Source organism: Clostridium sp. LIBA-8841 (assembly GCF_057782475.1).
On the sequence record NZ_CM173488.1, the window covers coordinates 2,849,029 to 2,861,679 of the forward strand.

A 12,651-nucleotide genomic window follows, 5' to 3' on the forward strand; every position below is an offset into this window, starting at 1 on the left:
TTACAAAGTTTCCTTATATAGTTTTCCTCCTTATAAATACAGCCTAAATTAATGAATCAAAGAGCTTTTAGCTTTATTAACTTCTTCATTTGAAATAATATCTTTTTCTTTTAGCATAGTAAGGTTTTCAATTTGCTCTGTAAGGCTAAATCCCGTTCTTAACTTTTTAACACTCTCTTCTTCTCTTTCCTTTGAAGTTTTAATCATTGAAAATATCTTTCTAAGAGATGACTCAGTTATTTCCGCAATCTCTAAGACCACTTCCTCGGAACATATTCTTATTTTTCCATAGCCAAAATCAAAATCACTCTCTATGTATTTAATTTGACTTAAAATAATTTCTTCTTGCTTTGTTTCTCCATAACGTTTCTCCACATATATAAGTCTTGAAGTCGTAAAAATTATCAACACATTGCTGTCCCCATATAAATCTGAAATAAAGTGTTGAACATTTTCTCCTTCCGGAAGCCCTTTTTCAAATTCTTCTAGTTCCTTATTGCTCTCTCTTCTCTTAATACTCTCAGTAAAGAAATCTTTTTTTGATTCACTCTTCCTTAATCCCTCTCCAAAACTTCTCATATCACAGCCCCCTTTTATTAACTATTTATTAACCATTATAACATTATATGGAATTTAACTGAAATACTTCATTTAAATATAGCTCACTATTAATGTTTATTCATTAGGACCTATTTATTATTTCTAAACCCTAGGCTTATATCATTTTTCATTTAATTCAAAAAGTCTTTGTGTTGGAAGATTATATTTAAGCTTAACAATGCCAGTCCTTCCATCTCTACACTTTGCAAAGTTAAGTTCTAAAACATCTTCATTTGAAATTTTCTTATCCTCTTTAGATTTATAATAACCCTTTCTAAAAAGTTTAATTATTATTTTTTTTTAATAGATTAATATTTGGGTTAAGCTTTTCAGTAGAACAGGGTTCCTCATTTGAGCTCACCCCTCTTTGCTTTTCAGCAGACTGCTTTTTTCTATTTGAATCTAACCCCATTTCTAAAGCCTTTTTTTGATTAAATCCTAAATAATTAAACTGCATAATTTTCCCTCCCAAAATAACACCTAAAAAATTTATACATTCTTATGTTAAACTCTCTTTCACTATATAAATACTTTTAACTTTGCCTTTCAGCTGTAAAAATCTTAAAAAAATTTATTTTTGTGATTTCTACCAAAAAAAATTCTGTAAAAATAGTCACGCACAAACTACTTTTACAGAATCTTTACTCTCTGAATTTATAATTAGCTTTACATAAATAATTCTTTTTTCTAATATATATGAACTTAAGTATTAGTACTATTGTTCATAATGCATTATAATAACATTATGAAAAAAATTACATAAGATTTAAATCTTAAGGAGAAAAATATGAAAAGAGTTAAAATCAAAGATGTGATGAGCATTTTTAAAAATGTTCTTTTAGGAAACAAAAGAAACATATTTCTTATATGTCTTTTAAGTTATTTTATACTATATGTATTATCAATAGGATCAATAAAAATAGCTAATTTAATTTTCAATCTTTTCGTTATTGCACTTACTATTGTAATAGATTGTGGTGTTATAGCTTCAATAGATAAGTGTTCTAAGGAAGATATTAAATTAAGCTTTAAAGACATTTTTATTTTTAGTAAATCTAAATTAAAGTTAGGGTTATTTTGGTATATACTTATAGCATTTTTAAATTCTATGTTAGGAGTTGTAATAGCAGCTCTACCATTTAAACCTACAATAATGGTCTTAAGTTTATTATATTTTTCAATAACTGCCATAATAACTCCACTTATGATTATATCAATATCAGGACATACTATAGTAAATAAAAAGAACTACATTTATGTTATTTTTGCAATGATATTTATTATTTGGGTTAATTTCCTTCCTTTTGTAGGAGAAATACTAAACTTTTTAATAAAACCTTTTATAATTCTTTATTTAATATCTTTATCTGAAGCAGAAAAAAAAGCTATAAATAACCTTTAAATTTAATAAATAAGGTATTATCAAATTTTTAACTTTTGATAATACCTTATTTTTGTTAATCTATAAATTAAAATAATAAATAAACCGAATATATTAAAGCTAAAATACCTAATACCTTTAAATAACTTTCATACATATCAGACATATTATCTCCACTAGAATCTTTTAAAGAAAAAACATGTTGAATTTCAAAAACAAATCTTGTAAATTTCACACAAAGAATTCCTATAATACTTAACGCTATTATTGCAATAACCTTAGAAATCATTAACTCTTTGAAATTCAAAGCTCCTACAATTAAAAGAATTAAGAAATATACTGCTAAAATACCTATTTCTAAATTTTTCTTTAGCTTTTCTTTATTTCTCAAGTTAATTTTCACATCATTACTTACTTTTTTATAATCATCAAATTCTCTACTAAAACACTCTGCGCTTTTACAGATTAAATTTTTATCTTCGTTTACCTCTCCACATCTTCTACATACTTTCATAGAACCTCTCCCCAATCCACTATATACCTAAATTTTATAATATAAAATTTAGTATATGTTTCTCTATCTTTTAATTTAACAATATATTTACACACTTGAAATTAGGCCATATCTTAAACTAGTGTTAATAATATAGTATATAAGTATTGAATTGTAAAATAAAAAATATCGTATATTCTCTTTTGAATAATACGATATTTTAATTATATTTAATGAGTATTTTTCAAGTTAGTTTCTATGCCAATAAAAAGTATAATGTGAATGTTGTTTAAAACCTATAGACTTATAAAAATCACTGTCTGAAATAACATATGCTTTTTTAGCTCCTAAATTATATGCTCTTTTTAATCCTTCCATAAGAACCAACTTAGCAATCCCCCTATTACGATACTCTGGAATTGTACATATAGGCTCAACATAAACATAATCAGTTTTCTCGCTATACCATAAGCCACAATATGCAACATATTCATCACGTTCATTTTTAGCTATTACATGTAATAAAGAATTTAAATGTGGTGCTGATAACATTCTCTTTTGCTTATTGATAGTTTCCTCATGAAGTGGTGCCTGTCCTTCATGATTAAATCCTTTCCATAACAACTCATGGTGTTTATATAAATCATTTTCTATATTAATATTTTTTAATTCTATGCCCTTAATTGGAGTTAAATTAAAATCCATATCCTCTAATGTGAGTTCAAGTATGTTTTCAGTTTCTTCACACTTAGAAAAACCATAACTTTGTAATAAATTTAAACTACTAGTATCTGTATTATTTACAGCAATACCAATTCCATTTTCATCACTAAAAGTTTCAATACTATATTCTAGCATCTCTTTTTCTAGCCTCTCAAACCCAGATTTCACTCCAAAAAATCCTTCTCCTAAATAGTGGTCATATGTTGCCACACCTATTAACTCTTCATCACAAAACCATAATCCAATCTTGTCTACTAAATTATTATTAAAGTCTGGATGATAAAACATCCATTCCCATCTTGCCCAATTCCAATTTATATGTATGAGATTATCTTGAGATAACTCAATGAAAAAATCACAGACCCTATGGTAATAAGTATCGTCAAATTTTCTAAAACTAATTTTCATCTTATCATTCCTCTCATCTAAAATAACTAAAGAGTAAATTTAAAAATAATTCTATACCATACAAATTCCTATATATAACCTAATTAATTATACCATTATTTTAAAATATATCCTGTTTTTTCTATTTAAACAAACTGCTAATTTATGCAATAATTTCAATATATATGTTAACAAAAATAAAAGTGATTGTATCAAAATAACTTATAAATAAAACTTATAAATAGTATGAAGAGAATATCTGAATAAGCTTTAGAATTTAAGCTATTACGTAGAAGATTTTACGTTAAAAAGCGAAACTGTTTGACCGAAGGGAGTTTTTCGCTTTAGTAAAATCTTCGGAGTAATTGCTATAAATTCTTAGTGAAATTCAGTAATTCTCGGAATATATTTATAAGTTTTATATTAGAGTTTTGATACAGCCCCTTTTATAGTAGTTGTCTACAGTATTAGCTATTAAGACTTAGCCAAACTTCCATAACTTTTTCTAGCTCTTCCATTAACTCTTCTTTTCTAGAATACAATCTATCAAGTTCTTCATAATGTATTTCTGGGTCAGCCATAGTTAAGTTAATTTCTTCAATTTCTTTTTCAAGTGTTTGGGCCTTTGCTTCAATTCTAGCTTTTTCAGCTTCCTTCTTTTTAGTTTCATCTATGATACTTTGCTTCTTAATCTTTTTATTATCTTCATTCCTCTTTGACTTATTAACTTTTTCAAGTTTATTTTTAGCCTGATTTTCTGCATTTATTTTTAATTCTTCTTGAAGCTCTTTATAGTAATCATAATTACCAGCATAGCTTTTAAAACCATGATTTTCAATAGAGACTACTCTTTTACTAATTTTATTAATAAAATATCTATCATGAGATATAAATAAGATTGTTCCTTTAAATTCTTCTAAAGCCTCTTCAAAGGTTTCTATTGAATCTATATCAAGATGATTTGTTGGCTCATCTAGGATTAATAAATTTACGTCCTCATATAGAAGCATAGAAAGCTTTAATCTTATTCTTTCCCCTCCAGATAAATTCTTAATCTTTTTAAAAACACTATTTCCAAAGAACATAAACTTTGACAAGTATTCACGAGCCTTTCCTTCTAATATAAAAATATCATCTCTAAAGGCTTGAAGAACAGTAAGATCCTCATTGTTAAAGGTAATAGCTTGAGGTAAATATCCTACTTTTACATTAGAGCCAAATTCAACTATACCTTTATCAGGAATTTCTTCCCCTAACAGCATTTTTAGGAAGGTAGTTTTACCACTTCCATTAGGTCCAATTAAGGCTACTCTTTCACTAAAATTTATTAATAAATCAACATCATTTAAAATAACCTTATCCTTAAAGACTTTAGATAGTCCTATAGCCTTTATGGCCTCATTACCTGATCTTTCACTGTCTTTAAAGCTTAGCCTCACAGTCTTTCTTTCAAACTTTGGTTTTTCAGTTCTTGCATATTTACCTCTAGTTCTATAACTACTATTTCCTTCAGTATCACTATTTTGCATTTTCTCAAGCTTTTTTTGTAAACTGGCAGCTCGTTTAAAGAATTTATTATTATCTGCCCTCATTGCCCAATCTCTAAGATCCTTTATAGTATTTTGTATATTTTTAATTTCCTTTTGCTGTTCCTTATATTTATGAACTTGCTCAAGGAGATCTTCTTCTTTTTGCTTTACGTAATCAGAGTAATTACCTTTATAAGTCTTACTTTCCATATCTTCAATTTCTATAATTTTTGTTACTACATTATCTAAGAAGTATCTATCGTGAGATACTATAATTACAATACCATTATAGCCTTTAAGATAAGCTTCAAGCCACTCAATAGACTCCATATCAAGATGATTTGTAGGTTCATCTAGTAGTAATATATCTGGTTTATCAATTAAAAGCTTCCCTAATATAACTGTAGTTTTTTCACCACCACTTAATAAATTAAATTCCTTATTTAAAAAGCTTTCAGTAAATTTTAATCCAGTGCAAATCCTAGCTAATTTCTCTTCAGTATTATATCCATCCTTAACCTCGTAAACCTGTACTAAGTGACTATACTGCTTTAATGCTTTATCTAGGTTATCCCCTTCTAAATACTTCATTTCTTCTTCTAGTTCACGCATCTTATTTTCAATGCTATAAACTTCATGAAAGGCTAGTTTTAATACATCAATAACCTTTATACTATCTTCATATTGAGGGATTTGCTCAAGATAAGCACAAGTAGCCTCCCTAGGCTTATTAATAAAACCTTCATCATATCCTGGACTTGTAGCTCCTGGATATCCCACACAATAATCCATAGGTAAACTTCCTGCAATTAACTTTAAAATAGTGCTTTTCCCACTTCCATTAACTCCAACTATACCAACCTTTTCCCCCGAATATACTTGAAAGTTTATATCCTTAAGCACAAGAGTTGCTTCCATATATTTTTTCACATTAATTAACGACAATTCAAACATAAATATTCCTTCTTTCATCCATTTTTCTTTAAATCTCCAAATAGATAAGGAAAGAAGCTTCCTAAACTTTATAATTTATTTATCTTAAAAACTAGGTTCCAAATTAATAACTATAAAATCATAAAACTATACCAAGGAGCTTAACCCCTTGTTTATTTACACTATAAAATTCTATATTAACTATTTATTCTTTTCATATTTCAATTATTTGATAAATAAAAAACTGTAAGAAGATTAAATCCTCCTACAGTCTGAAAATACATTATTATCCTATTAGTTTTAATGATAAAGCTATATCCTTATTAATTTTAGTTCTTAAAAATTATACATCATAGTATAAACATGCTGTTTACACTAATGCATAATTAATACAAATACACAATTAATAAAAATATCTATTAAAACATATATACTATAAACTATAATGCCTAAATTCAGTAAAGTAAGTTACCTTCTAAACGCCTTATTCCATAAAGAGCATCACAATAAAGCCTAAATAACTAGGCAAATTTTTACTCATTATAAAATACATATTAAATTAAAATAATTTTAAATTAATATTAGTAATTAGCTGGTGTCATAACTTACTTTCCCCTTTCAACATTTTTTCTCCATTATACCATATATTGTATAATATTGAAATAATTTTTAGCAATTGTTTTATCTAAGTCTAGCCCTATTCTTTCTTCTTTATTAAAATCATTTATAATTTCCATATCTTCTTCAGTTAACTCAAAATCAAACATATCAAAGTTATATTTAATTATATTTAAGCACAGCAATTCCTGAATAATCTTTAATAGTTTCTTTGTTTAATTCTAATTCTGAATACTCTTTTGCTTTTAGTCCTGAAGCCAAAATGAATTCATCAACCTTAGCAAACAAATGACCTTTTTCTCCTAAGGCCTCTGTTCTGTAGTGCATAGGTATAACAATTGTTGGCTTTAATTGCGACCTTACTTCCACAGCATCAAAAGGATCAATTGTATATCCTCCTCCAACAGGAACAAGCAATATGTCTACATTTCCTATTTCCTCTACATAATTAGAATTTAAAATATGTCCCAAATCACCACAATGACAAATATTAATTCCATCAATTTTAAAGTTATATATAATGTTTTTTCCTTTTTCGGCTCCTAAAACTTTATCATGAAATGTTTCCACACCTTTTATCTCTATTCCATGTTCTGAAAAGCAACCTTTTTCATTTATATGTACAAAATTACTATTTACTGCGTTTATATTATTATGATCACTGTGATCGTGACTTGTAGTTACTATGTCAGCTTTAATTTCCGGCAATCTATAATCCAGCATGTTATTATATGGATCTGTTAGTATTTTTGTCCCATTTTCAGAAGTTATAATAAAGCATGAGTGCCCAAACCATTTAATTTTCATTTTAAATCTCCGATCTTTTTAAATATTTTCTTTTCTATTCTACTACTAATTACTCATAAAATAATCGTATTGTCGTTAAAAGTATATGTAACATTTTTTTCATAAATATACCTTCTTTCATTAAATTAACACACCTTATTCATAGTATTTATTGGTATTTCTCAGAATGTTTATATGTATTATTTGCACAAAACCCACATAAAATAACTTAAATGGTCTTGTATATTATTTATGTAATATTTTTTATTTAATGAATGGGAGGTCTTGTATGAATTTAATAGCTTGTATTATTTCTTTATGTTGTTCTTCATGGATGTTTATTTATCTTTATGGTTTAAGTGCAACAAGTTCTTCTGCTTATAACCCAGTACTTTATATTTTCCCTTGTTTATTTTTAATCATATCTCTTTACTTATTTTATAAAATAGCCATAAAAGATGAAAAATAAAAAAAGAGTGTTTAAAGAAATTTCTAAGGATTTTAAACTTTGACTTTATTTTAAACTAGCTAAAAGTCAACATTCACCTAAAACAGAGCCTAAACTTTTATTAGTAATCCTTATATTATTTTCTTTAATCACTCTACTATTATCACTTAAACCTATATATTAATTCTCTAATTAAATAAGCTTTTTACTAAAAACTCCATCTAAATTAAGCTGAGATACTCTCTTTTGAATTTCTTCTTTATCCATAGTATAAAGACCCAACTTCTTCATTCTATCGAAATAAACTGAACCTGCAAAAGTATATCTAATTTTCTTTCCTTCTCTAGATTGTGACTCTTCATTAGCGAATGCTATTATATCTCCTAAAACAGTGGCTCTAGGAAGTATTAAAGAAGGCATACCTAGATATTGTCTTACTGCATTATGGCCTGCTAATGTTCCTGTAACCATGGCCTCTGTATGACCAACAAAAAGCCCTGATTTTTCTCCAGCACAGAATAAATTAGTAACACCTTTAACCTTCATATTATCATCTCTTGGTGCTACTGATAAATATCTTATGGAGTTACCCTTTCCACCTGCATATGGATCAATATATTTAACATTTTCAAGGCCCTTAATCTTTCTAAGCTTTTCAAGAGGATAATAAGTAGTCATAAGCTTAGCATGTCCTGTATCTAAAAGCACAACATTTTCTGCAAACTCTTTAAGAGCATATTGCTGACAAACCTTTGCATTTAACTTATCGTAATTTACATCTTCTTTTGGAACTTCAATAACTACACATCCCTTTTCATCAAGCTCTTTTCTTATTTCTTCTGAAAGTGTTTCCTTTGCTAGTTTGCAAGAACCACTAAATGCACCAAGTTCATCTCCAACTCTTTCCCCTTGAATATCCTCTACTCCACATCTAGCACTTATACTAATTCTAGGTCCAAAGGATGGACATCTTAATATACACATTGAACATCCATTTCCATATCTCAAACAATTCCCCATAGGTCCTGTTGAACCTGTTGCTTCAATAAAGATATCACCAGGATAATATTGACCATCACTAGTGTATATACCTAAAATCTTATCTTCCTCCTGTTTAATATCAGTAACTCTAGAAACCATCTTAGTTTCAATGCCTAAACTTTCTACGTATCTTTTAACCTCTCCTTCTATAAGGTTAACATCATAAAGCCAAGCATGCTCATGTCCTGGGAAAGGTATATTCTTATGCCTACTACACTTATCAGTTATTTCTATTAAATCTCCCCCTCCCATAGCTATAAGTTCTTCCGCAGCTGTATACCTTCCATTGTTTCTCATTATTCCTCCTACATTACCAAGACCTAGGAGTAAATCTGTTTTTTCAAAAAGCATTACATCTGCTCCCATTTTTTTAGCTTCAATGGCAGCTGCAACACCTGACCATCCAGCACCAATAACAATAACTTTCATAAAAACTCTCCCTTCTCTAAATAAGTTTTTTTGAAGTTCCCTAGCTAAAGTTCTTTAAAACCATTGAAACTTTAAGCTAATATAAATCAAAGTTATTTCATAACTTTCAACAAATTAAACTTAGCTTCATTAAACTTTTTTTAAATTCTTTAGCCTAATTCATTTATACATTAAATTTCAAACCGAACATTTTTACTTAGATTCTATTTTTAAATAGGTCTGAAAGTTTATCTAAAAATCATCCTTTACTTAAACCTATTAAATAAATCTTCTGTCTTCAAATATCTTTCTAGGATCACTTTGGGTCTTGCAAAGCCTCTTTACTTTATGTCCTGCAAATCTAGCTGTGCAGCTTCCACATACACCTTCTCCACAACACATCTTTGCATTATTACAACAAGATACCTTAGTAGTTTCATCACCTAAATCATTTAAATATTCAATAAGATTATAGGTTAAAATATCCGCTCCTGCACAATGAATTAAATCCGCTCCCTCATTTTTAATAAATTCTTTAGCTTCATCTGATATTTCACCTTTTGTAATTAAATTCATAGGTAAATATTCAACATCGTATTCCTCTAAATATTTTTCTATATGACTATTCTCAAAAGGTGCTTTATCTAAAAGAATTTTAACCTTATTTCCCTCATTGACTAGCTTTTTAATAACAGGTACTGCTGGTGCTAGTCCGATTCCCCTACACAGTACAAGGGCCTTCCCGTTCTTAGTTGAATCTATATTTTTAATTCCAAAAACTCCATTAAAATAAGGCCCTCTTATTGTTATTTCTCCACCAATCTCTGTATTTAAGAGCCTTTTAGTTTTTATTCCTCTAACTTCAATAAGTACTTTTATTATATTTTTATCTGCATCAGATTCTAAAACAGATATAGGTACATCAAAAAATGGATTATCCTTAGTCCTTATAAAAATAAATTTGCCCGGTCCAAGTAAGTCAATACAAAGTTTATGCGGTGCACTGAACTCAATAAATAAAAGTCCATCCTCAACTTCTAAGGCGTCTATAACCTTACAGATGAAGGTTTTTCTCCCTTCCTTAGCCTTAAATCCATTACTTGCAAATTCTTCATATATGCAAACTCCCTTCCAGTTTACACAATCACAAAAACACTTTCCATGAAGCTGCGAACAAAGTATGCACTCCCCTTCTTCTGCTAAGTGACAAGGACAAAATTCCGTACCAGCATCTATACAATCAATTACTTCATAATCCATAAAAACCCTCCCATATAAGTTCTTGCTATTAAAATATCCAATTGTATTAAAAATTGTTACAAAAATCCTATAATAAATATTTAATTCTTAAAATATTTTCCTAAATTTATCTAAAATTTGAAACTTTGACCTTTACATCTTAAAGGTTTTAACTGTTCTTTGTTATAATGAGAATAAAAGGGGATGATGATATATGAGAAACAAATTAATTATTGTTGAAGGGCTTCCTGGCTCTGGAAAATCAACCACAGCTAAGACTCTGTACAATATTCTAAGAGAAAAAGGAATAAACACTAAATTATATGCTGAAGGTGATTATAATCATCCAGCTGATTTTGATGGATTCGCTTATTTCACAAAAAAAGAATTCGTTAATCTTATAGAAAAATATAGTGATTATAAAAAATTATTAGATAAACTTAAAAAGGAATTTTATCATGGATATCTTATTCACTATAGAAAAGCTATTGAAGAAGATAATGTATATATTCCTAGTGATTTGCTTAATGATATTAAAGAAAAAGATATATATAATTTACCTTTAGAACTTCATGAAAAGCTAATATTAAAAAGATGGACTAACTTTGTTTCTTCTAGTAAGGATAAAGATGAAATAACAATTTTTGAATGTTGCTTTATTCAAAATCCAGTAACAGTTACTATGGTTAGAGATAATGCCAAAAAAGATGTTACTCTAAACTTTGTAAAAAAACTTGAAAAAATAATAACTCCTTTAAAACCAATTTTAATCTATGTAAATCAAGAAGACATAGAAGATGCACTTAGTAGAGTTATTGAAGAAAGACCAGAAGACTGGTTTGAAGGATTTAAAATATACTATACAGAACAAGGATATGGATCATACTTTGAACTTAAAGATTTAGAAGGTACTTTAGAAATACTTGAAACTAGAAAAGTCCTTGAGGATGAAATTTATAACGAACTTTCCCTAACTAAATATAAAATAAACAATTCAACTTTCAATAAAGAAATATTAAATAAAGAACTACAATGTATTTTACAAGAACATTTATAACAAACTTTAAAACAAAAATGGTGTTATATCAAAGCTTTATCTTAAGTTACTCTTGATATAACACCTTTTATTTTAAGAATAATTTTCTTTTACATAATTATAAATCTTTTCAGTAGTTTCCCATCTAGTTGGACAATTTAAAACAACTATAATTATGTTTCTTCCATTATGATCTACTGAACTTACTAAGCATTTTCCTGCTTGGCCAGTATAGCCTGTTTTTCCTCCATTGGCATTTGGTAATTTCCATAACATTTTATTTATGTTGTTGTAGTTTCTAGTAAATTCATACTTTGAAGCTTCAACTTCCTTAGTTCCTGATATCTCTCTAAAGAATGGTTCTTCCATAGCCTTTGCCATTAAAACAGCTAAGTCATAAGCAGATGAAAAGTGCATTTGGCTGTCTAATCCATGAGGAGATTGGAAATTCGAATCTTTAAGACCAAGCATTCTAGCAAAATCGTTCATAAGTATAGCAAATTCTTCTACGCTACCTCCAATATGCTCTGCAATAGCAATAGCTGCATCATTCCCTGATTTATACATAAGACCAAAAAGAAGTTCTCTCATAGTAACCTTCTCTCCAGCTCTAAATCCAACTTTAGATCCTCTAATACTTGCTGCTGTTTTTGATATAGTAACTTCTTCATCTAAATCACAATAATTTATAGCTACTAAGGCTGTAAGTATCTTGGTTGTACTAGCCATTGGTACATTTCTAAAAGCACTTTTTTCAAATAAAATCTTTTTATTTTTAGCATCATAAGCAATAGCAAAATGAGCATCTCGAGCAATATCTTTACAGGGTTTTCCCTCCCCATCTTTAACATCTAACGTTTGTATTGAAACTTTCTCAGGAATTTCAATTCCTTTTCCAAGAACAATAACATTAGTGTTCATAGATATTGCTATAAAAAAAATCATAAGAATTGAAATCTTCTTTTTCATGAAATATCCCTCCTTAAAACTAAGCTTTTTTCTCTATCAAATCTTCTTTTATTAGTTTTC

Annotated in this window: 13 protein-coding genes; 3 read left to right on the forward strand and 10 right to left on the reverse strand. The window is 28.1% G+C overall.

What is annotated here, in order from left to right; translation table 11 throughout:
- Window positions 1–48: 48 nt before the first annotated feature.
- Both AC2A4K_RS12410 and AC2A4K_RS12415 read right to left on the reverse strand, forming a co-directional pair.
- Window positions 49–579, reverse strand: a complete 531-nt coding sequence (locus tag AC2A4K_RS12410; RefSeq protein ID WP_322502803.1) for a PH domain-containing protein — start codon at window positions 577–579, stop codon at window positions 49–51.
- Between the two features lie 304 nt (window positions 580–883).
- Window positions 884–1,057 carry a hypothetical protein gene (locus AC2A4K_RS12415; protein WP_322502804.1) on the reverse strand — a complete coding sequence of 58 codons (174 nt, stop codon included), beginning with the start codon at window positions 1,055–1,057 and terminating at the stop codon, window positions 884–886.
- Window positions 1,058–1,387: 330 nt separating this feature from the next.
- Here AC2A4K_RS12415 and AC2A4K_RS12420 point away from each other — a divergent pair, with 330 nt between their 5' ends.
- Window positions 1,388–2,002, forward strand: a complete 615-nt coding sequence (locus AC2A4K_RS12420) for a hypothetical protein (protein ID WP_322502805.1) — start codon at window positions 1,388–1,390, stop codon at window positions 2,000–2,002.
- 67 nt (window positions 2,003–2,069) lie between these two features.
- Here AC2A4K_RS12420 and AC2A4K_RS12425 read toward each other — a convergent pair whose 3' ends face one another.
- The 5 genes from AC2A4K_RS12425 to AC2A4K_RS12445 all read right to left on the reverse strand — a co-directional run bounded on the left by AC2A4K_RS12425 (window position 2,070) and on the right by AC2A4K_RS12445 (window position 7,471).
- Window positions 2,070–2,495, reverse strand: coding sequence for a hypothetical protein (locus AC2A4K_RS12425; RefSeq protein WP_322502806.1), 426 nt, complete (start codon window positions 2,493–2,495; stop codon window positions 2,070–2,072).
- Between the two features lie 228 nt (window positions 2,496–2,723).
- Window positions 2,724–3,605 carry a GNAT family N-acetyltransferase gene (locus AC2A4K_RS12430; RefSeq protein WP_322502807.1) on the reverse strand — a complete coding sequence of 294 codons (882 nt, stop codon included), beginning with the start codon at window positions 3,603–3,605 and terminating at the stop codon, window positions 2,724–2,726.
- A 446-nt stretch (window positions 3,606–4,051) separates the two neighbouring features.
- Window positions 4,052–6,067 (reverse strand): ribosomal protection-like ABC-F family protein, encoded by a 2,016-nt coding sequence (abc-f, locus tag AC2A4K_RS12435; protein WP_322502808.1) that lies wholly within the window; start codon window positions 6,065–6,067, stop codon window positions 4,052–4,054.
- A 614-nt stretch (window positions 6,068–6,681) separates the two neighbouring features.
- The gene (locus AC2A4K_RS12440; protein WP_322502809.1) at window positions 6,682–6,813 is read right to left on the reverse strand and encodes a hypothetical protein; all 132 of its coding nucleotides are present in this window, start codon (window positions 6,811–6,813) and stop codon (window positions 6,682–6,684) included.
- Window positions 6,814–6,826: 13 nt separating this feature from the next.
- A complete protein-coding gene (locus tag AC2A4K_RS12445; protein WP_322502810.1) occupies window positions 6,827–7,471 on the reverse strand; it encodes an MBL fold metallo-hydrolase in 645 nt (214 codons plus the stop codon).
- A gap of 268 nt (window positions 7,472–7,739) precedes the next feature.
- On the opposite strand from AC2A4K_RS12445, the gene AC2A4K_RS12450 reads away from it, so the two are divergent.
- On the forward strand, window positions 7,740–7,919 hold the full coding sequence (locus AC2A4K_RS12450) for a hypothetical protein (RefSeq protein WP_322502811.1): 180 nt from the start codon (window positions 7,740–7,742) through the stop codon (window positions 7,917–7,919).
- Window positions 7,920–8,090: 171 nt separating this feature from the next.
- Here AC2A4K_RS12450 and AC2A4K_RS12455 read toward each other — a convergent pair whose 3' ends face one another.
- The gene (locus AC2A4K_RS12455) at window positions 8,091–9,368 is read right to left on the reverse strand and encodes an FAD-dependent oxidoreductase (protein WP_322502812.1); all 1,278 of its coding nucleotides are present in this window, start codon (window positions 9,366–9,368) and stop codon (window positions 8,091–8,093) included.
- A gap of 258 nt (window positions 9,369–9,626) precedes the next feature.
- The gene (locus AC2A4K_RS12460) at window positions 9,627–10,607 is read right to left on the reverse strand and encodes a sulfide/dihydroorotate dehydrogenase-like FAD/NAD-binding protein (RefSeq protein WP_322502813.1); all 981 of its coding nucleotides are present in this window, start codon (window positions 10,605–10,607) and stop codon (window positions 9,627–9,629) included.
- Window positions 10,608–10,800: 193 nt separating this feature from the next.
- Between AC2A4K_RS12460 and AC2A4K_RS12465 the strand changes: the two genes are divergently transcribed.
- Window positions 10,801–11,643 (forward strand): P-loop NTPase family protein, encoded by an 843-nt coding sequence (locus tag AC2A4K_RS12465; protein WP_322502814.1) that lies wholly within the window; start codon window positions 10,801–10,803, stop codon window positions 11,641–11,643.
- Between the two features lie 72 nt (window positions 11,644–11,715).
- On the opposite strand, the gene AC2A4K_RS12470 is transcribed toward AC2A4K_RS12465, so the two are convergent.
- The gene (locus AC2A4K_RS12470) at window positions 11,716–12,591 is read right to left on the reverse strand and encodes a D-alanyl-D-alanine carboxypeptidase family protein (protein ID WP_322502815.1); all 876 of its coding nucleotides are present in this window, start codon (window positions 12,589–12,591) and stop codon (window positions 11,716–11,718) included.
- Window positions 12,592–12,651 lie beyond the last annotated feature (60 nt).

Coding starts and splice junctions, on each gene's coding strand:
- AC2A4K_RS12410 (WP_322502803.1), bottom strand. CDS start 579: ATGAGAAGTTTTGGAGAGGGATTAAGGAAGAGTGAATCAAAAAAAGAT.
- AC2A4K_RS12415 (WP_322502804.1), bottom strand. CDS start 1,057: ATGCAGTTTAATTATTTAGGATTTAATCAAAAAAAGGCTTTAGAAATG.
- AC2A4K_RS12420 (WP_322502805.1), top strand. CDS start 1,388: ATGAAAAGAGTTAAAATCAAAGATGTGATGAGCATTTTTAAAAATGTT.
- AC2A4K_RS12425 (WP_322502806.1), bottom strand. CDS start 2,495: ATGAAAGTATGTAGAAGATGTGGAGAGGTAAACGAAGATAAAAATTTA.
- AC2A4K_RS12430 (WP_322502807.1), bottom strand. CDS start 3,605: ATGAAAATTAGTTTTAGAAAATTTGACGATACTTATTACCATAGGGTC.
- abc-f (WP_322502808.1), bottom strand. CDS start 6,067: ATGTTTGAATTGTCGTTAATTAATGTGAAAAAATATATGGAAGCAACT.
- AC2A4K_RS12440 (WP_322502809.1), bottom strand. CDS start 6,813: ATGTTTGATTTTGAGTTAACTGAAGAAGATATGGAAATTATAAATGAT.
- AC2A4K_RS12445 (WP_322502810.1), bottom strand. CDS start 7,471: ATGAAAATTAAATGGTTTGGGCACTCATGCTTTATTATAACTTCTGAA.
- AC2A4K_RS12450 (WP_322502811.1), top strand. CDS start 7,740: ATGAATTTAATAGCTTGTATTATTTCTTTATGTTGTTCTTCATGGATG.
- AC2A4K_RS12455 (WP_322502812.1), bottom strand. CDS start 9,368: ATGAAAGTTATTGTTATTGGTGCTGGATGGTCAGGTGTTGCAGCTGCC.
- AC2A4K_RS12460 (WP_322502813.1), bottom strand. CDS start 10,607: ATGGATTATGAAGTAATTGATTGTATAGATGCTGGTACGGAATTTTGT.
- AC2A4K_RS12465 (WP_322502814.1), top strand. CDS start 10,801: ATGAGAAACAAATTAATTATTGTTGAAGGGCTTCCTGGCTCTGGAAAA.
- AC2A4K_RS12470 (WP_322502815.1), bottom strand. CDS start 12,591: ATGAAAAAGAAGATTTCAATTCTTATGATTTTTTTTATAGCAATATCT.